The organism is Corynebacterium liangguodongii (assembly GCF_003070865.1).
Taxonomy (GTDB): Bacteria; Actinomycetota; Actinomycetes; order Mycobacteriales; family Mycobacteriaceae; genus Corynebacterium; species Corynebacterium liangguodongii.
In genome coordinates, this window is sequence record NZ_CP026948.1 from 230,579 (window position 1) to 249,027 (window position 18,449).

At 63.2% G+C, this 18,449-nt stretch carries 16 protein-coding genes; 5 read left to right on the forward strand and 11 right to left on the reverse strand.

Annotated elements, in window-relative coordinates; genetic code table 11:
* Positions 1–1,326, reverse strand: a complete 1,326-nt coding sequence (locus C3E79_RS01095; protein ID WP_108403246.1) for a sugar nucleotide-binding protein — start codon at positions 1,324–1,326, stop codon at positions 1–3.
* Between the two features lie 665 nt (positions 1,327–1,991).
* Positions 1,992–2,879: a trypsin-like serine protease gene (locus tag C3E79_RS01100; RefSeq protein WP_158268470.1), complete on the reverse strand. Its 888-nt coding sequence runs from the start codon at positions 2,877–2,879 to the stop codon at positions 1,992–1,994.
* Between the two features lie 164 nt (positions 2,880–3,043).
* Between C3E79_RS01100 and C3E79_RS01105 the strand changes: the two genes are divergently transcribed.
* A complete protein-coding gene (locus tag C3E79_RS01105; RefSeq protein WP_235840554.1) occupies positions 3,044–4,654 on the forward strand; it encodes an LGFP repeat-containing protein in 1,611 nt (536 codons plus the stop codon).
* 29 nt (positions 4,655–4,683) lie between these two features.
* Here the strand turns inward: C3E79_RS01105 and C3E79_RS01110 are convergent, their stop codons facing one another.
* From C3E79_RS01110 to C3E79_RS01140, 7 genes are all read right to left on the reverse strand, one after another.
* A complete protein-coding gene (locus C3E79_RS01110; RefSeq protein ID WP_108403248.1) occupies positions 4,684–5,115 on the reverse strand; it encodes a hypothetical protein in 432 nt (143 codons plus the stop codon).
* Positions 5,105–5,584 carry a hypothetical protein gene (locus C3E79_RS01115; protein WP_108403249.1) on the reverse strand — a complete coding sequence of 160 codons (480 nt, stop codon included), beginning with the start codon at positions 5,582–5,584 and terminating at the stop codon, positions 5,105–5,107. Before C3E79_RS01115 ends, C3E79_RS01110 begins: the two co-directional genes overlap by 11 nt.
* Before the next feature lie 2 nt (positions 5,585–5,586).
* Positions 5,587–6,006 carry a YbjN domain-containing protein gene (locus C3E79_RS01120; protein WP_158268469.1) on the reverse strand — a complete coding sequence of 140 codons (420 nt, stop codon included), beginning with the start codon at positions 6,004–6,006 and terminating at the stop codon, positions 5,587–5,589.
* Positions 6,007–6,079: 73 nt separating this feature from the next.
* On the reverse strand, positions 6,080–7,069 hold the full coding sequence (gene rfbB, locus C3E79_RS01125) for a dTDP-glucose 4,6-dehydratase (RefSeq protein WP_108403251.1): 990 nt from the start codon (positions 7,067–7,069) through the stop codon (positions 6,080–6,082).
* A gap of 11 nt (positions 7,070–7,080) precedes the next feature.
* Positions 7,081–8,262 (reverse strand): hypothetical protein, encoded by a 1,182-nt coding sequence (locus tag C3E79_RS01130; protein WP_179948297.1) that lies wholly within the window; start codon positions 8,260–8,262, stop codon positions 7,081–7,083.
* Complete coding sequence (locus tag C3E79_RS01135; protein WP_108403253.1) at positions 8,259–9,521, reverse strand: M1 family metallopeptidase; 1,263 nt, start codon at positions 9,519–9,521, stop codon at positions 8,259–8,261. Before C3E79_RS01135 ends, C3E79_RS01130 begins: the two co-directional genes overlap by 4 nt.
* Positions 9,522–9,578: 57 nt before the next feature.
* Positions 9,579–10,733 (reverse strand): alpha/beta hydrolase, encoded by a 1,155-nt coding sequence (locus C3E79_RS01140; RefSeq protein WP_108403254.1) that lies wholly within the window; start codon positions 10,731–10,733, stop codon positions 9,579–9,581.
* Between the two features lie 491 nt (positions 10,734–11,224).
* Between C3E79_RS01140 and lpdA the strand changes: the two genes are divergently transcribed.
* Entirely contained in the window at positions 11,225–12,637 is a 1,413-nt protein-coding gene (gene lpdA / locus C3E79_RS01145) for a dihydrolipoyl dehydrogenase (protein ID WP_179948298.1), read from the forward strand.
* Here the strand turns inward: lpdA and C3E79_RS01150 are convergent.
* Together C3E79_RS01150 and ramB are read right to left on the reverse strand one after the other, a co-directional pair.
* The gene (locus C3E79_RS01150; protein ID WP_108403256.1) at positions 12,634–13,089 is read right to left on the reverse strand and encodes an SRPBCC domain-containing protein; all 456 of its coding nucleotides are present in this window, start codon (positions 13,087–13,089) and stop codon (positions 12,634–12,636) included. The genes lpdA and C3E79_RS01150 overlap by 4 nt on opposite strands.
* A gap of 21 nt (positions 13,090–13,110) precedes the next feature.
* Entirely contained in the window at positions 13,111–14,514 is a 1,404-nt protein-coding gene (gene ramB / locus C3E79_RS01155; RefSeq protein WP_108403257.1) for an acetate metabolism transcriptional regulator RamB, read from the reverse strand.
* Positions 14,515–14,824: 310 nt separating this feature from the next.
* Between ramB and C3E79_RS01160 the strand changes: the two genes are divergently transcribed.
* Genes C3E79_RS01160 through C3E79_RS01170 form a run of 3 tightly spaced genes read left to right on the forward strand, consistent with a single transcriptional unit; the run spans position 14,825 to position 18,411 of the window.
* Positions 14,825–15,598 (forward strand): succinate dehydrogenase cytochrome b subunit, encoded by a 774-nt coding sequence (locus C3E79_RS01160; RefSeq protein WP_108403258.1) that lies wholly within the window; start codon positions 14,825–14,827, stop codon positions 15,596–15,598.
* 24 nt (positions 15,599–15,622) lie between these two features.
* Positions 15,623–17,662 (forward strand): fumarate reductase/succinate dehydrogenase flavoprotein subunit, encoded by a 2,040-nt coding sequence (locus C3E79_RS01165; protein ID WP_108403259.1) that lies wholly within the window; start codon positions 15,623–15,625, stop codon positions 17,660–17,662.
* Positions 17,662–18,411 (forward strand): succinate dehydrogenase/fumarate reductase iron-sulfur subunit, encoded by a 750-nt coding sequence (locus C3E79_RS01170; protein WP_108403260.1) that lies wholly within the window; start codon positions 17,662–17,664, stop codon positions 18,409–18,411. The genes C3E79_RS01165 and C3E79_RS01170 overlap by 1 nt, the downstream gene beginning before the upstream one ends.
* Positions 18,412–18,449: the final 38 nt, after the last annotated feature.

Below are 18,449 nucleotides of genomic sequence, written 5' to 3' on the forward strand. Positions count from 1 at the left end.
TTAGCGACGCCCCGCCAGGTAGATCGCCAGCGCCGCCCGCCAGTTGCGCGGGGCGAACCCGGCTGCCTTGATCTTGTCCAGGCTCAAGGTGGACTCCTTCGGGCGCGGTGCCTCCGGGCCGACCAGCTGCGCGTACTGGGCAGTAGTCACGGGGGTGATGTCAGAGGGGTCCGCGCCCACTCCGATGAACACGCTCATCGCGATCTCGTCGCGGCCCACCGCGTCTCCGTCGGAGGTGATGTTGTACACGCCGTACTCTGCCCCCGTGGCCACAAGGTGCGCGATGCCGCGCGCCAGGTCCTCGGCGTGCGTGGGGCGGCCTCGCTGGTCGCAGACCACGCTGGGGCTCACGCCCTTGTCCGCGAGCCGGGCCATGGTGTCCATGAAGTTCGCGCCCTCGCCGAATACCCAGGAGGTGCGGATCACGTAGTGGCGCGGCGTGGCCCGGGCGGCGGTTTCGCCCGCGCTTTTCGACGCCCCATAGGCGCTGAGCGGCGATGGCAGCTCGTCCTCGGTGTGCTCTGTATTCAACCCATCGAAGACGTAGTCGCTGGAGACGTGCACCAGGGCCAGGTCGTGCTCGTTGGCGATGCGCGCGAGGTTTGCGACCGCATCCGCGTTGACCGCCCACGCTGTGCCCCTTTCTGTTTCCGCCCCGTTGACGTCGTTGTAGGCGGCGCAGTTGATGATGGCGTGGTACTCGTTCCAATCCCGCGCAGGAGGGGCGGTGATGTCGAACTCGGCCCGGGTGCAGAATTCCGCCTCGCGCTCGGAGTAGACCTTGCGCAGCGCGCGCCCCAACTGCCCGTTCGCGCCGGTGACGAGGATTTTGCGCGGCGGCACGGTGCGGGCGTCGGCAAGCGGTGGGTGCTTTTGGTCCGCCTCAGACAACTCAGTGGGCTCGAGCGGCCAGTCGATTTCACGGTAGGAGCAGTAGGCGTACGTACCGTTCGGGTTGTAGCGGGCGTTGACCAGATAGGTGTAGGTTGTGGCGTCCTCAAGCGCCTGGAAGCCGTTGGCCACCCCGCGCGGGACGAACACCGCGGTGTCGGGGCCAATCTCGATTCCGAACTTCTCCCCGAAAGTCGCAGAGCCCTCGCGCAGGTCCACCCAGGCGGCAAAGATGCGCCCGGTGGCTACCGAGACCCACTTGTCCCAGGGCTCGGCGTGCATGCCGCGGGTAGCGCCGCGCCGGGCGTTGAAAGAGATGTTGTTTTGCACCGGGCGCAGCCGCTGGCCGGACCAGTTTTCCTTGAACCAGCCGCGGTTGTCCGCGTGGACGTCGAGTGGGTGGATTTCCAGTCCGTCGATGGGGGTGGGGGTCATGGGAGTCAAGTGTAGGACCACTGCGCGGCTGCATCGAGGCGGTCGAGGCCCCAATTTCCCGGGTCGGTCTGTGGGCACGTGCGATGGCACTGCCGACGATCATGAGCAGCGTTACCAAAGCAAAGAAACCGCAATCACAGTGGCGGCGGTCCGGACGTGCCGGGAACGTGCCGTGGCGCGCACCCCGCCAGGACGATTGCGATACCCGCTAGCGCAATAACGTCGCCCGCGATCCGAGCCGCCACTTCGGCGGGCACTGCGAAACACGTCGAGCTGTTGCCACGGCCTTCACACGGTGCCGACTGAGAGCGCGATGCTAGTGAGCAAGACGATCGACCCGAGGATGATCCTATTGTCCGCTGTGCGCATGCCGCTTTTCGACGTGTTCCTTCTCGTCCAATTGAACAAAAATTGAATACGCTTAGATGACCGGCTGAGGGGTTGTTAACCAGGCCGACGCAGCGCGCCGCACCCCCAAGAGCCGAGGAACTGCTAGCTACCCAGCGTAGCCTGCAGCAACCGAGTACCGCTTATCCTTCCATTCGGAAACAACTTCATCGGAGTCGGTAAGTACGGAATCTACTACCGTCGCACGTATCGTTCTATATTATTACGTCTGCTAACGAATCAGCTCTCTTTGCGGTGGGATTGGCACGCTAAAGGGGCTAGGAACTGGAGTGGCTGCTGCTCAGCGGGCTGCGAGGGTAACTGCTGGTTTCCCGATCGACGTCCTTCGGCGCAGGCTTACGTGGTGGGGCAGCATGGAGTCCGGCGGCAGCCTTACGTTCCTCCGCTGCAGTTAACCCAGCATTCATTCTTATAGTGCTGTTGATCCAGTCAGCCCTGGATGCGATATTGGTGTGCCACATCAGTTTGTCTTTTCCGTCGAGGCAGGAAGGGTTGTAGCCTCCTGCTGTGTGGATTGCGTAGATGGTTGATCCTATATACACGGGTGCTCCTGAATCACCGCTGCAGGAGCGTGATGTCGTGGCAGACCGTGCTTCAAGTAGGCCGGTGTAGATTGCGGCACCGAAATCTATTCGGTCGCGATGGCCTGTGATTGTCGTGGTCGCTGATGAGGCATAGTCGTGGGTTTCGCCGTAGCCTGTCAGTGTTGCTTGTTGGCCTACTTCGAGTGGAGTCTGCGCGATGTCGAAGGCATCCGCGTCGATACCGGGCCCTGTCTCGATGAGGGCGAGATCGTCTATCTCGGACAGTGTGTGGATCCCGGCGATTCCTGCCCGTTGCCCGTCGAACTGCTCGAGGTAGCCGTCCATCGAGGGGTTGTGGGAGACGCAGTGGTGTGCGGTAAGCCAGAAGCCGTCGCCTAGGTAACTTGTGGTGCACTGCCTGCGGGCCTGGGGTGTGCCCTCTGTGCTGTCTGGGGGTATAACCTGCCACAAGGCGGCGATGCGGTTGTCTTTAACAGGTGTGGTGCTTGTTGCCTGTAGGGATGGTGGTTCATCCGCCGCAGCGTGTAAAGGGCCCGCCGCACCGCCTATGACAGTGGCGGCCGTCAGCAGGAACCCACTGCATGTCGTCCCGATCCCCATGTGTCCGGCACTCCCTCCAACCTTGTGTGGGCGTGGTGCCCACGACGCAAACATTTTCACGATTTGCCCTGCAGCATTGACAGGCGTCCTGTAGTGTATTGTCCGCCGCACCGCATCGCAAGACACGAAAATCCGGCGATTACTACGACGCCTCAAGGACTATCATGAAACTTCTCCTACGAAAGCTAGTGGCCGCGATCTCGATAGCTCTAATAAGCGCTACGCCCAACGTCGCAACAGCTCAGTCTTCTCTTTCGCAATCTTCGGCCAGCTCAACAGATACTTCTCCTTCTAGCTTCAATGAAGACGCTTCACAGGGGTCAAAGGGGCGAGTAACGTCAGACGGATTTCCCACTCCAATACTTCCAAAATGGGCTGAGAGGCCCTCCGCGGTAAATCCCAAGGTCGAACTTCCGCCGCAGGAAACGTCTGAATGGAGTCCCACTGAATCACCTAAATCAGTTGTAGTGGATGGGGAGATGCGTAGCGATAGGGAAAAGATACCAGGCGGCTTCTCTAAAGAGCAGGCGGACCTTGCAGAGGTGAAAGAGGCTCAACTGCGTGACGAAAATAACCCGACTTTAAATTCGAGACCCGGCTGTCAAGTCTATTGGCCCTCACCCTTTGAAGTATGCGGCGCGATTCGAGAACTTTACGATTCCATCGGCGGCCCACGTAGTTTTCTAACATATCCCAAGAGTAACGAGTTGGTCAACCCGGACGGCGTTGGTAGAAGATCGGAATTCATAAACGGGTTCATTTACTGGCATCCAGAAACTGGCGCTCATACCGTTGGTATCCCTGCAACAGTCGTTTGGGCAAACAATGGATGGGAGCGCGGGCACTTCGGGTACCCGGTGACCAACGACGTTTCCCTTGGGGACAACTGGTACAAACAACAGTACCAGGGTGGGTATATTTATACCCACAACAACGTCCCGCCAGTACAAGCTGGAATTCAAGGTCAAATTTACGACAAGTGGCAAGATATGGGAGCTCAAAACAGTACCCTCGGATTTCCAGTCACCAGCGAGATGCCCACGCCCGACGGGATTGGACGTTACAACCTTTTCCAAAAGGGAATGATGGTGTGGCACCCCAAATTCGGCGCTCACGCGTTGACGGGTGACATATTACTCCAATGGGTGTACTCAGGCGCCATTGATGGAGACGCAGGATACCCTGTTGGTGACCCTGGAGTGGAACACGATGGGTGGAAAGAGCAAAAGTTTGAAAAGGGCAGCATCCATGGAGCCCAGCTAGACAAGTTTTTCCCCGACTTTCTCGACGGGGGAGGGCTCACACAAGACACGCCCACACTACAGAGTAGCGGGGTTGCTGGGGGTAACGAATACACTGACGCTGTTGTGTTATCCACCCGGGATAGATGTGGAGTTCCTGTAGTACTCCGCCGAGGATGGTACAGCTCTGACGGCAAGAGGGGAGGCCCTTGGGGTTACGACAAGATTCGTTACAAGCACGGAATTTGGAACCTGTATACCATCAATAAGTACTTCAGAGGGCTCTGTCAAGACAGGATGGAGGGAAAAGACCGAGTCTATGAAACGCCTATCTATGAAGCCTTCCGTACTAGTGACGGAACGCAGGTAAGTACCGGGCGGTCCTTTGATCTTCGCGGGGTAGTGGAAACTGCGATTTTTCTTCCCGGGGCGTTAGAGACCCGCGGAGTAAAAACGATGTTCCCGCTCTATGAGACTAACGGTAATAGCGATGTGGTCCCCCGGTGGTTTAATATGGAAAAAAGTTTGGATTGAGAAGGAGGGTACCACGATGTGATAAATAATCAGCCATGGTTCGTTCGGGGTAAGTAAAGGCCACCGTCTATTTTGTCGCCTTCTTTCATCCTCCTTACCTCTGAGAAATTACGCGGATAAAAGTCTCGCATCCCGCCGAGCCACTCGATGTCGTCTCCCGGGCCGTAGTCCAACTCATCGATGAACGGGTCCCCCGCCAGTTGATCCGCCCAGCCCTTGACGGCAGTATCCTCCTCCGAGGAAACATCCTCATAATCCGGCATTGGGGGCATTTCCATCCCGGCATATGCGAGACCGCCCCTGAATTTTACTGAAAATACGCAGTAAACGTACTGGGGCGTTTTCCACGCTGCTCGCACTTCGATGGCCTCTGGCGGAAGGCCGTCATCTGGAGCGACATACCTCTTCAGAAGCGAATTCATGTACTTCGCGAATTCCGATACGCTCCACTCAGTAGTCATGTTTCGACTCCTTGTACTCAACGAACTGGTAAATCCCCCTGGAAACGCCATCAAGACCGTAAAGTAATTCGTCGCGGAACTGGGCGTCGGAAAGTGTGAGCCCGTTAAGGATACGGTACTCGCAGTGCAGCACGACGCGGAGGGCGTTTTCGTAGGTTTGCTCCGTCATAAACGCGACCGGGCCATTGTTGTCGTTGTTGTATTCAATGACCCAGTCGGACGTGGTGGAGTAGTCAATAGTGTAGTCATTTCCATCCCCGGCCAGGACATATGTGCCAAGCGCGAGGTGGTCCTGCGACTGGGCCACCACAATTTGCAACCCGTTGTACCCGACAAGGTAGTCTCCGGTTGTCATTGAGTCGACCTGCAGCCCGGCTTCCTTGCACACCTCCAAAGCCCGCTCAGCCGACACCGGGCCAAGGTTGGGTTGAGGTTGCTTTTGATTACGCTTCTTGCCGAAGATCCCCATCTCTACACCTGCGCATTCTGCGCGAAACCGCGCTGCTCGAACTCGTCAAAGACCATGAAGGCGATTTGGAAGTAAGCGTCCAGCATCATGCACAGCTGGTTTTCGCTCAACCCGTGGGCCGCGAAGAAATGCTCATGAACGTCGATCGTTGGCGCTCCCTCCACCAGAACCGGGGAGACTTTCCCCGTGGGGATCCCTTGGTTGAGCGTGTTGACCAGTTCGAGGACTTCGGCTTGGGAGGAGGGAGCGACCACCTCGTTCCAAATCGTGTGGGCGGTAAGGAAATTCTCATCTAGGTAGAACTGGGCGACCGCGTTGGGAAAGCGTGCTCCCAGCACCCCGTCCTCGTCGGGGCCTGCTGTAACGCCGAGGTTGCTCAGCGCCTTTATCAGGAGTTCTCGCGACAGTGGTGGGAATTCCATCTTCGTCCTTACCGTTGTGTTCGGCCGCCTGTTTTTGCGCGCCGTCGTACACAGCATACGTGGGTTTGGGGCCCTACTGCCCGCCTTGCGCATATCGCTTCTCCACGCCCTCCTTCGCGCCCCGCCACCAATCCTCGTGCTCGGAGTACCACGCGATGGTGCTCTCCAACCCGGTGCGCAGCTCCGGGGCGTGGCGGGGGCGCCACCCGAGCTCGCGGGTGAGCTTGGTGGCGTCCATGGTGTAGCGCTGGTCGTGACCGGGGCGATCGGCGACGTGCTCGTACGTGCCGCCCATGATCTCGCAGATCATCTCAACGACCTGCTTGTTGGTCACGTGTGTGCCGCCGACGCCGATGTTATAGGTTTCCCCGATCGTTCCCCGCTCCAAGATGGCGAGCACGGCGTCGTTGTGGTCGTCGACGTGGATCCAGTCGCGCACCTGCGCGCCGCTGCCGTAGAGCTTGGCGGGGCGGCCGTCGAGAATGTTCGTGATCTGCCGCGGGATGAACTTCTCTATGTGCTGGTACGGCCCGTAGTTGTTCGAGCAGTTCGAGATCGTCGCCTTGATACCGAAGGAGCGCACCCAGGCGCGCACGAGGTGATCGGAGCCGGCCTTGGTTGCCGAGTACGGGCTCGAGGGGTTGTAGGCGGTGGTTTCGGTGAACTTCTCGTCCCCGCCAAGCGGCAGGTCGCCGAAGACCTCATCGGTGGAGATGTGGTGGAATCGGGTGTCGTAACGCCGCACGGCCTCCAGCAGCGTGAACGTGCCTACCACGTTGGTGTGGACGAAGGGGGCAGGGTTAGCAAGCGAGTTGTCGTTGTGGGACTCGGCGGCGAAGTGGACGACGGTGTCGGCGGCGGCAACGAGGGCGTCGACAAGTTGAGCGTCGGTCACCGAGCCGTGGACGAATTTCACGTCGAGTCCGTCCAAGTTGGCGCGGTTGCCGGCATACGTCAGCGCGTCGAGGACGGTGATGTGCACCCCGGGGCGTCGCTCACGCAGCAAACGGACGAAGTTGGTGCCGATGAACCCGGCGCCGCCGGTGACCAGAACGCGTTCCATGGGTCAAAACCCTACCGACGTAGACCTATTGCATGCACCGCGGCTCCGGCAAGTGGGCCAGCGTACAGGGCCGCGCACACGTTCGTCACAACCCCGTAGGGCAGGGCGAAGAGCAGCACGAACGCGACAACCGTCGCGACCACCCAGCCCGCGACGTACACCCCGTGGCGCTCCGTGGAGAGCACGGCCACACCGGTGATCATCAGCGCGCCCATGAACGCCGAGGCGAAGGTGAGCGCGCCGAGGGTGAGCCCCGGGACGAAGAGGTCCGGGGAGAAGGCGAAGCGCAAGATCACCGGGCCAATTACCCAGGCGGCGACGAAACCCACGGCGCCTAAGGCCAGCACGGCCCCAAGCGGGGCGGTAAGCGCTGCGTAGATCCGCTCACGCTTCTCGACGAACCTCACCACAAGCGCCGATTGGAAGCGCTGCAAGGGCACGAGCACGGGCGCGCGGGTGAGGATGACGGCGTTGATGACTGCCGCGACCGTCGTCCCGTCGCCGGAGGGAAACGCCGCGCTCGCGGCCACCGGAAAGCCCGTGATCATGGCCGCCGAGGCGCCAGAGGCCACCATCGCGGAGCCCACACGCCGGTAGAACTCGAAAGGGTGCGTATCCAGCGCGAGCCCGATGCTGCCCCGCGCCCGCGGCGAGCACCCCAGGATGACGGTCCAACTCACCGCCCCGATGACCGTCAGGGCGAGGAAGGCCCATAGCTGCCAGCCCAGGGCCCACGCGGCGATGGCGATGGCGAGTCGGATGCCGGAATCGAGCGCGACGAGCGCGGCGTACTGGCTCCACAGACCAGCCCCGCTTAAAACCCCCGAGAGCGCCGCCTGGAAGACGTAGCTGACGAGGCCGAAGACGAGGATTCCGGTGGCCGCCAGCGGGGCAGTGGGCACGACCCGGCCCATCAACACCACCCCGAGGGCCAGCGATGCGGCGGCGACGAGAGCCGCGATGAGGCCCGCAGCGCGCCACGGGTTAGCGGTGCCCGCCGCGCGGTCGGAGGCGACAGAGCGGGTGGTTTCGTGGGTCAGCCCATCGATGATCCCGGCGGAGGCGAAAAACAAGCTCCAATAAGCGGCGAAGTAGCGGTAATCCGTTCCGATATCGAGCACGCGCTGGGCAACCCATAGCACGGCAAAGCCGCTGAGCGCCGCAAACGCCGTGGCGTAGGAGAGGTTCCTCACGGGCACTCCGGGAGCTCTCGGTGGTTGATCCAGGCGTCGATGACGGCTTCGACGTCCTTTCCCGGAGCGGCTGCCTTGAAGGCGTTTATGAGGTCGAAGGTCTCCACCACGCCGTGCGCGTTACGCGAGGTGTAGTCCCGGATGGCGGTGAAGAAGGCGGGGTCGCCGACGAGGCGTCGTAAAGCATGCAGCGCAATCGCGCCGCGCTTGTACACGCGGTCGTCGAACATGTTGCGCGGGCCCGGGTCGGCCAGAGTGAAGTCCTGCGGGGCGAGCTTGCGGTAGTGCTCGCGCACATGCTTATCGACGTCCCCACCGACGTGATCCGCCCACAACCACTCGCTGTAGCACGCAAACCCCTCGTTGAGCCAAATGTCGTTCCACTGCGCTAAGCCCAGGGAATTGCCAAACCACTGGTGCGCGAGCTCGTGGGCGATGAGGCGCTCGTGGCCGGTGAGGTGGTTGACCCCGAAAATGGACATCGCCTGCGCCTCGAGCGGGATCTCGAGGGGATCCTCCGTGACGACGACCTCGTAGCGCTCGAAGGGGTAGGGCCCGAAAGTCTCCTCGAAGAAGTCCAGCATGTCTTGCTGTGTGGCGAAGTCCCCAGGCTGGGTGTTTTTCGGCAGCCACGCGTACGTATTGCGGCCCAGCTGGTGGCGGGCGTAGTCGCCGACCTGCACCGTAGCGAGGTAGCTCGCCATCGGCCTCGTTGTGGGGTTGGTAATCACCGCGTAGCCGCGATCCGCGCGGACGTGAAACGTATAGGTCGCCTTTTCATCCGGAGTGTCGTCGCAAGGCAGCCACGTCGGTGCGCCGTTGGGCTGGCTGGCGACGAGGGAGCCATCGGTGAGCTCCTCCCATCCGATGAGCCCCCACGCGGTGCGCCGCGGGGCCGGGTTGCCTCCGTAGGTGACCGCGAGCTGGAATTCCTCGTCGACCGGAACCGGCGCGGTAAAGCTCACGCGCAGCTTCCCGCCCGACTGACGGAACCTCTTGACCTCGATTGCCCCGCCCGTCGCGCTGCGCGCGGTAACCCGCCGCACGGACATCGACTCGGCGAGGTCGAGGGTGAGGTGCTCGAGCTCGCGCCACGTGGTCAGCGTGAGCGTCGCCGTGCCGTGGAGGCGATTGGGCCCCACCTTGTAGTCCAGGTCCACATCGTAATGGTGCACGTGGAAGCCGAGGTTGAACGCCACGCCGGTGTAGGCGTCGACGGTGCCGGGAACCGGCGTCGAGCGCAGCCTGTGCTTTTTCATCGTCGGCCCATCATACCCGCCCCGGGGAGGTGCCAGGAGCGTGGGGCCGGGCGGAGCCTAGAGGCCGAACGCCGGCTTAATGGTGGTCTCCCAGGACTCCACGATGTCATCGCGCCAGTACGGCCAGGAGTGGGTACCCGCGTTGCGGAACTCGTAGGTGGCCGGGATGTTCAGGTGCTCGAGCTTGGCGCGCAAGTCGTGGGAGCACTTGTTGATCGCGGCCTCAATGACACCGCCCTCAACCTGCAGCGTGGTCGCCGCAACGCTCGCCACCGGCTCGGAGGCACCCTGGCCGACAAGGTAGCCGACCTGGTCCGGGCGCCCGGCCAAGCCGGTCGCGGTGGAGATGTAGAGCGCGGTGCCCGCGAGCTTGTCGGCGTTAAGCAGCGCGTCGTTGTAGCGGTTGTAAGCGCCACCCATCGGGCCCCACATCTGCTCCGGGGTCACCGTCTTGAAATCGGCCGTGCCGGAGCCACGGTTGACCGTCAGGCGGGCGAAGTTGTAGGCGTGGAACGAAGAGGTGGCCGCGCAGCCGGAGAAGGACGCTGCGGCATCGTAGAAGCCTGGGTTGTGTGCCGGCAAGACGAGCGAAGAGGTGCCCGACATGGAAAAGCCCACGATGGCGCGGCGGTTATCGGCCTTCAGTGTCTCCTCGATCGGTCCTGGCAGCTCCTTGGTGAGGAAGGTCTCCCACTTCTGGGGGCCGTTGACGTAGGTGCCCTGGACGTTGTCATCCAGCCAGTCGGTGTAGTAGGTAAACGCGCCAGCCTGCGGGATGACGACGTTGACGCCCTTGCCCTTGAAGAAGTCGACGGCCTTGAACATCTTCAGCCAGTCGGCGTCCTGCTCGGCGCCGCCGGCACCGTTGAGCAGGTAGATGATCGGGGCGCCGTCGACGCGCTCGCCGGCCTCATTCGTCGCCGGGATGACCGCGATCGGGATGTCCTTGTTCATCGAGGGGGAGTAGACCTTGTAGCTCAGGACGTTTTTGTGATCGACCTGCTGGGTCCAGGACTGCGGTTTTCCGCCGGGGATGGTCAGCGACGGCTCCGTCTTGGCGTCCCACGCCTTGACCGTGCCCACGGGGGTATCCCCGGCGACGGTGGCGGCGGTGACGGTGTCGGGGTTGGCGCCTGCGAACGCCGCCGGTGCGGTGCCGAGGGCGAGCGAGATCGCCGCGGTGGTGGCGAGAACGGAGCGCTTGAGGTTCATGGACATCCTTCTATCTGGCAGCTATCTGTGGGGGGTGGTGCGGGTACCTTGTGGTGCCTGCTGCAGACCCTATCGCTGTAAACCTATCCCACGTTTCGGAATTTTTCGACCCGTAAGTACCCACACTTGTGAGTTGGGTGAAAACTGTTACGGATTGATACCGGTGGTGTTACTGTCGTTACCGGTAATGGCGTGACGCGGGCCCGCGTGCCACAATGTCCGCTAGCGAAGCGATAGCTACGAAACGACCGATGAAACGACGTAGCCCCGCCCCGCGATACCGGATACAGACCAATTCACCCAACGCACAAGCAAGAAGGAAGACAGCCATGAACCCGTTCGAAACCCTCCAGCTCCAGATCAACGACTTCCTCGGCCAGCTCATCCACGCAGGCTCTTCCGCGTCCTCCAACGCGGCGCTCGCGCTCGGCTTGTTCTAGGCCCCCACAAAAAGCGGACGCCGAGGCGCAAGAAGACGTATCCTGGTGGGCGTGAGTAGAGAACATTTTGACGTTGTTGTCCTCGGCGCGGGGCCCGGTGGCTACGTCGCCGCCATCCGCGCAGCCCAGCTCGGCAAGAAGGTTGCCGTGGTGGAGAAGAAGTACTGGGGCGGTGTCTGCCTCAACGTAGGCTGCATCCCCTCGAAGTCCCTGATCAAAAACGCCGAGGTGGCCCACATCTTCACCAAGGAGGCCAAGACCTTCGGCATTAAGGGTGACGTGGAGTTCGACTACGCGGACGCGCACCAGCGCTCGCGGAAGGTCTCCGAAAAGATCGTCGGCGGCGTCCACTACCTCATGAAGAAAAACGAGATCACCGAGATCAACGGCCTCGGCTCGTTTATCGACGCGAAGACGATCGAGATCACCGAGGGTGACGACAAGGGCAAGACCGTCACCTTCGACAACTGCATCATCGCCACCGGCTCCGTGGTCCGCTCGCTGCCGGGTATCGAGCTGTCGGACAACGTCGTGTCCTTCGAGGAGCAGATCCTCAACCCCGTCGCCCCGAAGGAGATGGTCATCGTCGGCGCCGGCGCCATCGGCATGGAGTTCGCCTACGTGCTCTCCAACTACGGGGTGAAGGTCACCGTCGTCGAGTACATGGACCGCGTGCTGCCCAACGAGGACAAGGACGTGTCCAAGGAAATCACCCGCGCCTACAAGAAGCTCGGTGTGAAAATCCTCACCGGCCACGCCACCACCGCGGTGCGCGACAACGGCGAAACCGTAGAGGTAGACATCACGAAGAACGGCTCCGACGAGACCCAGACCCTGACCGTGGACCGGGTGATGATCTCGGTCGGCTTCGCCCCGCGTGTTGAGGGCTATGGCCTGGAGAACACCGGCGTCGAGCTCACCGAGCGCGGCGCGATCAACGTCGACGATCGCCTGCGCACCAACGTCGACGGCATCTACGCCATCGGCGATGTCACGGCGAAGCTCCAGCTCGCCCACGTCGCCGAGGCCCAAGGCGTCATCGCGGCCGAGACCATCGCCGGCGCAGAGACGCTGCCGATCGAGGACTACATGATGACCCCGCGCGCGACTTTCTGTAACCCGCAAGTCGCCTCCATGGGGTATACCGAGGAGCAGGCCCGCAAGAACTGGCCCGAGCGGGATATCAAGGTCGCCGTCTTCCCGTTCTCTGCTAACGGCAAGGCCGTCGGGCTCGCCGAGCAGGCGGGCTTTGCCAAGCTCATCGCAGACGGCGAGCACGGGGAAATCCTCGGCTGCCACATCGTCGGCGCGAACGCCTCCGAGCTGCTGCCGGAGATCACGCTGGCGCAGCGCTTCGACCTCACCGCCGGGGAGATCGCCCGCAACATCCACATCCACCCGACGCTGTCGGAGGCGCTCAAGGAAGTGGCCCACGGCATCGAGGGCCACATGATTAACCTCTAGCTGCCGGCCACGGCGGCCGCCACCGAGTCGAGGCTGCGCTCGAGGAACTCGTCGTCGAACTTCTCCGACATCGAGCGCACGGCCTCATCCTCGATCTCGGAGCGGTCGTAAGTCAAGGTCACCCGGGTGTGGTCGGCATCGACGCTCTCAAGCTCGTAGAGCCACTTCGCCCCGACGCTCACCTCGGCGGTGACGTTTTTCAGGTTCTTCCAGCCGATCACCTTGTTTTCCTGGACGGCAAAGACCTCGTTGCGGGTCTGGTAGTCCCCGTCCTCCTTGGTCATGTTCATGGTAAAGACTTGGCCCACCGTGGTGATCCGCTCGGCCTTGTCCGCGGAGACGACCATGCCGGAGCCGTCGGTCTCCGCGTGGCGGTCCGGGTTGGACAAGAAGTCGAAGATCTCGCCGGCGGGGGCGTCGATTACTCGTTGTGCTGAATTCTTGGTAGCCATGGCCCCCAGTGTAGGGAAAATCTAATATGGCGCGACCGTCGAGGAATACGGGTCGACGCTCAGGTCGTGCTGCACGGAGGGGAAGGCGCGCTGCGCGCAGCCCTCGCGAGGGCACACGCGGCACCCCGCGCCGATCGGGGTGGCCTGGGAGACGTCGCCAAGCGTGAGCCCCGTCGCGTAGATCGTGCGCTCAGCGTGGCGGGTCTCGCACCCCAGCCCGATGGCGAAGAGCTTCTCCGTTTCGCGAAAGTGCACCCTGTGATGGCGAACCGTCCGCGCGATCCACAGGTAGGTCCGGCCGTCGGGCATCTCCGCGTGCTGCCTGACTGTCTCGCCGGGGCGCGCGAAGCTCTCGTAGATCCCCCACAGCGGGCACGTCCCGCCGGAGGTCGAGAGGTGATAGCCCGTGGCCGACTGCCGCTTGGAAATGTTGCCCGCGCGGTCGACCCGTACGAAGGTAAACGGCACGCCCCGCATGTTCGCTCGCTGCAAGGTAGAGAGCCTGCTCGCCACCGTTTCGTAGCCCACGCCAAAGACGTGGCAGAGGTAATCGACGTCGTAGCCGCTGAGCTCAGCCTCCGCGTGGAACATCGCGTACGGCATCACCACCGCAGATGCGAAATAAGACGCAATCCCCCGCCGTGCCAGGTTGGCGGAGGTCTCGGAGGAAAACGGCTCGGCCGCCACGTGAGAGTCGATGAGCGGGCCCGCCTCCACGAAGCTCAGAGCCGAGGCGATGCGGAAGGCGCGCTGCCCCAAGCTCAGCGTCGGGGAGAGTGTGAGCACCCCGGCCTGACGGTCGAAGTGGTGGAGCACCTCGGATTCCGCCGGGGTCGTGCGCACCTCCACCCCGTGCGCCGAGCTGATGTAAGAGGCAAGAGCCTGCTCGGTGACGCGGATTCCGAAGCGCTCCACGCCGAGCCGCAGGGCGAGGCCCTCGGCGGCGTGGTCGACGTCGTCAAGATAGTTCTGGCGCGAATAGAAAAAATCGCGTACCTCGTCGTGCGGCATCACCAGCTGCTGGGGGCTGGAGACCCGCGAATCCACGGCCAAGGTCAACGTGTCGCGAGCGTTGGAGTAGCGGCGGTGCATCTCCACGACCGAGCGGGCGAGCTTGGGGTGGCGATAGACCAGGTCGGAGAGCTCCTGGAGCGAGGTGGTGTGGGCGCCGAGCTCCCGGTCGGCGACGACGTCTTTGAGCTCGGCTAAGAGCCGGGAGTCGTCGTCACGCGAGAAAAACGTCGCGTCGACGCCGAACGCCTCCGTGATGCGCTTGAGCACCGGCACCGTGAGCGGGCGAACGTCGTGCTCGATCTGGTTGACGTAGCTCGCCGAGAGATCCAGCCTCGCCGCGAGGGCCGCCTGCGAGAGGTTGCGTTCCCGGCGCAGCTGCCGCAGCCGGGAGCCGACGTAGGTTTTGGGCATGGAAGAATTAAACCACCCCCGTAGCACGCCAGCAAAGAAATATGCAAAGACGTGCGAAGATGGGCGCCGGAGGGGAGTGGAACGAAAGTTTGACACCCTTTGGGTGTGGGAGATGGTGCAAGCGACCCCACGATGGGAAAGAGAAGTGTTCAAACTCACACGAGCGGCGAAAACGCAGGACCTCGGGGTAGCGGGCCCCCGCGCGGCGGCGCTCAGGCTCACAGGGCGGAACCAGGCGGGGGCAAGGATGGCCGATAAGTAGGTAAAGGCAGAGCCCGTTTCGTAGAGTAATAGCGACACTGGAGGTGCCATGACTGTACAAAACGCAGACCGCGACGCAATTCGTCACGGAAAAATTACCGAAGCGCCGCTGCGCGAGCGGCCGACTGTCCCGACCTGGGCCGTGAAGATGATCATGGCCGTCACAGGACTACTCTTCGGGCTCTTTGTCCTCGGCCACATGGTGGGCAACCTGAAGATCTTCATGCCCGTACACGCCAACGGCGTCGCACCGATCGACGAGTACGGCCACTTCCTGCGCTCGATGGGCGAGCCGATCTTCCCCTACAGCGCAGTACTGTGGGTCATCCGCATCGTGCTGCTCGCCAGCCTCGTCGCCCACGTGTGGGGTGCCTTCACCCTCAAGGCCCGCTCCTCGAAGTCGCGCGGCAAGTTCAAGCGCACCAACCTCATGGGCGGCTGGCAGTCCACCGCAACCCGGTCCATGCTCATCACCGGCGCGATCCTGCTGCTCTTCGTCGTCTTCCACATCCTCGACCTCACGCTCGGCCAGGTCGTCGCCTCCGACGAATTCGTCCACGGCGCGGTGCGCAACAACCTCATCGCCACCTTCGCCCCGGGCCGCTGGTGGGTCGTTGCTATCTACGTCATCGCCAACCTGGCGCTGCTCCTCCACCTCACCCACGGCATCTACCTCGCCGTGTCCGACCTCGGCTGGCTGGGCAAGCGCGGCCACGCGATCATGGTGATCGCCGCGTACCTGTTGCCCATGATCGTGGTCATCGGCAACGTTGTCATGCCCCTGGCGATCTCGTTCGGCTTCATCCCCGGATTCACTCGGTAACGGCGCACTAGGAGAAAATGATCAATGACTACCGCTTTTAGCGCCACGGCGCCCAACCAGGCTCAACAGCCCACGCAGTTTAGCCAGCCCAGCTCGTCCGTCCCCGGCGTGAGCGCCGGGCGGATCCTCGCGAGCAACGAGCCGGACCGCGACAAGGTCCGCATGAAGGACATGTGGCAGTGGCAGAAGGACCACATGAACCTGGTCTCGCCGCTCAACCGCCGCAAGTTCACCGTCCTCGTCGTCGGCACCGGTCTCTCCGGCGGCGCCGCCGCGGCCGCGCTCGGCGAGCTCGGCTACAAGGTCAAGGCCTTTACCTACCACGACGCCCCGCGCCGCGCGCACTCGATCGCGGCCCAGGGCGGCGTGAACTCGGCGCGCGGCAAGAAGGTCGATAACGACAGCGCCTACCGCCACACCAAGGACACCGTCAAAGGCGGCGACTACCGCTGCCGCGAGTCCGACTGCTGGCGCCTCGCCATCGAGTCCGCCCGCGTCATCGACCACATGAACGCCATCGGCGCCCCGTTCGCCCGCGAATACGGCGGCACCCTGGCCACCCGCTCCTTCGGCGGCGTGCAGGTCTCGCGCACCTACTACACCCGCGGGCAAACGGGCCAGCAGCTGCAGCTGTCCACCGCCTCGGCCCTGCAGCGCCAGATCCACCTGGGCAACGTCGAGATCTTCACCCACCACGACCTCATGGACCTCGTCGTCGCGGCCGACGAAGAGGGCAAGAAACGCTGCCGCGGTATCGTCACCCGCAACCTCATCACCGGGGAGATCACGCCGTTTACCGGCCACGCGGTCGTGCTGGCCACCGGTGGGTACGGCAACGTCTACCACAAGACGACGCTGGCGAAGAACTCCAACGCCTCGGCGATGATGCGCGCCTACGAGCGCGGCGCCTACCTTGCATCCCCGTGCTTCGTCCAGTTCCACCCGACCGGGCTGCCCGTCAACGCCAAGTGGCAGGCGAAGACGACGCTGATGTCCGAGTCGCTGCGTAACGACGGCCGAATCTGGACCCCGAAGCAGAAGGGCGACGACCGCGACCCGAAGGACATCCCGGAGGAGGAGCGCGATTACTTCCTCGAGCGCCGCTACCCGGCGTTCGGCAACCTCGTGCCCCGCGACGTCGCCTCCCGCGCGATCTCCCAGCAGCTCAACGCCGGCTTTGGCGTGGGCCCGCTGAAGAACTCGGCCTACCTCGACTTCACCGACGCCATCGAGCGCCTCGGCGAGGGCACCATCCGCGAGCGCTACTCCAACCTCTTCGAGATGTACGAGGACTCCACCGGCTCCGACCCGTACAAGGAGCCGATGCGCATCGCGCCGACCGTGCACTTCACCATGGGCGGGCTGTGGACCGACTTCAACGAGATGACCTCCATCGACGGCCTGTTCGCCGCCGGCGAGTGCTCGTGGACCTACCACGGCGCTAACCGCCTCGGCGCGAACTCGCTGCTCTCGGCGTCCGTCGACGGCTGGTTCACGCTCCCGTTCACGGTGCCGAACTACCTCGCCGGCCACCTCGGCGAGGAGGTGCTCGACATCGACGCGCCCGAGGTCCACGAGGCCGTGACCCGCGCCCAGGACATGATCGAGCGCCTCATGAGTGTCAGCGGCCCCGAGCCGCACGGCCCGGAGCACTTCCACGAGCAGCTCGGCGACATCCTCTACGAGCACTGCGGCGTTGCCCGCACCGTCGAGGGGCTCAAGGCCGGCATCGACAAGATCCGCCGCCTCCGCGAAGACTTCTGGGCCAACATCTCGATCCCGGGCAGCCCGAATGATATGAACCAGACGCTCGAGGCCGCGATCCGCCTGGCGGACTACATCAACCTCGGCGAGCTGATGTGCATCGACGCGCTCGACCGCGACGAGTCCTGCGGTGCGCACTACCGCGATGACCACCTCACCGAGGACGGCGAGGCGCAGCGTGACGACGACAACTGGTGCTTCGTCTCCGCCTGGGAGCCGGCGGGCAAGGACGCCTTCGTCCGCCACGCCGAGCCGCTCTACTTCGATTCGATCCCACTGATGGCAAGGAACTACAAGTAATGAAACTGACACTTGAGATCTGGCGTCAGGCCGGACCCGATACTGAGGGAAGCTTTGAAACCGTCCAGGTAGACGACGCGGTGGAGCAGATGTCCATCCTCGAGCTCCTCGACCACGTGAACAACTCCTACGTCGAGCAGGGCAAGGAGCCGTTTACCTTCGCCTCCGACTGCCGCGAAGGCATCTGCGGCACCTGCGGCGTCACCGTCAACGGGCGCCCCCACGGCGCGGGCCAGAACACGACCGCCTGCCTGCAGCGCCTGTTCAACTACAAAGACGGCGACACTCTGCGCATCGAGCCGTTCCGCTCCGGAGCGTTCCCGGTGATCAAGGACCTCGCGGTCGATCGCTCGGCCCTCGACCGCGTCATGCAGCAGGGCGGCTACGTTTCCGTCGCAGCCGGCACGGCCCCGGACGCGGATACCCTCCACGTCAACCACCAGACGGCCGAGCTTGCGCTCGACTACGCGGCCTGCATCGGCTGCGGCGCCTGCGTTGCCGCCTGCCCGAACGGTGCCGCCCACCTCTTTACCGGGGCGAAGCTCAAGCACCTCAAGCTGCTTCCCCTGGGCAAGGAGGAGCGGGGCAAGCGCGCCCGGCAAATGGTCGACGAGCTAGAGACCACCTTCGGCCACTGCTCGCTCTTCGGCGAGTGCGCCGACGTATGCCCGGCGGGCATCCCGCTCGACGCGGTTGGCGCGATCAACGCCGAGCGTGCCCGCGCCGCATTCCGTGGCAAGGACGACTAGGGCTGCCCTATACTGGCAGCGAGAATGTCATGATTTTG

What these genes read in the sequence shown, in the direction of transcription:
- C3E79_RS01095 (WP_108403246.1), bottom strand. Translation starts at nt 1,326, where the DNA reads ATGACCCCCACCCCCATCGACGGACTGGAAATCCACCCACTCGACGTC.
- C3E79_RS01100 (WP_158268470.1), bottom strand. Translation starts at nt 2,879, where the DNA reads ATGGGGATCGGGACGACATGCAGTGGGTTCCTGCTGACGGCCGCCACT.
- C3E79_RS01105 (WP_235840554.1), top strand. Translation starts at nt 3,044, where the DNA reads ATGAAACTTCTCCTACGAAAGCTAGTGGCCGCGATCTCGATAGCTCTA.
- C3E79_RS01110 (WP_108403248.1), bottom strand. Translation starts at nt 5,115, where the DNA reads ATGACTACTGAGTGGAGCGTATCGGAATTCGCGAAGTACATGAATTCG.
- C3E79_RS01115 (WP_108403249.1), bottom strand. Translation starts at nt 5,584, where the DNA reads ATGGGGATCTTCGGCAAGAAGCGTAATCAAAAGCAACCTCAACCCAAC.
- C3E79_RS01120 (WP_158268469.1), bottom strand. Translation starts at nt 6,006, where the DNA reads ATGGAATTCCCACCACTGTCGCGAGAACTCCTGATAAAGGCGCTGAGC.
- rfbB (WP_108403251.1), bottom strand. Translation starts at nt 7,069, where the DNA reads ATGGAACGCGTTCTGGTCACCGGCGGCGCCGGGTTCATCGGCACCAAC.
- C3E79_RS01135 (WP_108403253.1), bottom strand. Translation starts at nt 9,521, where the DNA reads ATGAAAAAGCACAGGCTGCGCTCGACGCCGGTTCCCGGCACCGTCGAC.
- C3E79_RS01140 (WP_108403254.1), bottom strand. Translation starts at nt 10,733, where the DNA reads ATGAACCTCAAGCGCTCCGTTCTCGCCACCACCGCGGCGATCTCGCTC.
- C3E79_RS01150 (WP_108403256.1), bottom strand. Translation starts at nt 13,089, where the DNA reads ATGGCTACCAAGAATTCAGCACAACGAGTAATCGACGCCCCCGCCGGC.
- ramB (WP_108403257.1), bottom strand. Translation starts at nt 14,514, where the DNA reads ATGCCCAAAACCTACGTCGGCTCCCGGCTGCGGCAGCTGCGCCGGGAA.
- C3E79_RS01160 (WP_108403258.1), top strand. Translation starts at nt 14,825, where the DNA reads ATGACTGTACAAAACGCAGACCGCGACGCAATTCGTCACGGAAAAATT.
- C3E79_RS01165 (WP_108403259.1), top strand. Translation starts at nt 15,623, where the DNA reads ATGACTACCGCTTTTAGCGCCACGGCGCCCAACCAGGCTCAACAGCCC.
- C3E79_RS01170 (WP_108403260.1), top strand. Translation starts at nt 17,662, where the DNA reads ATGAAACTGACACTTGAGATCTGGCGTCAGGCCGGACCCGATACTGAG.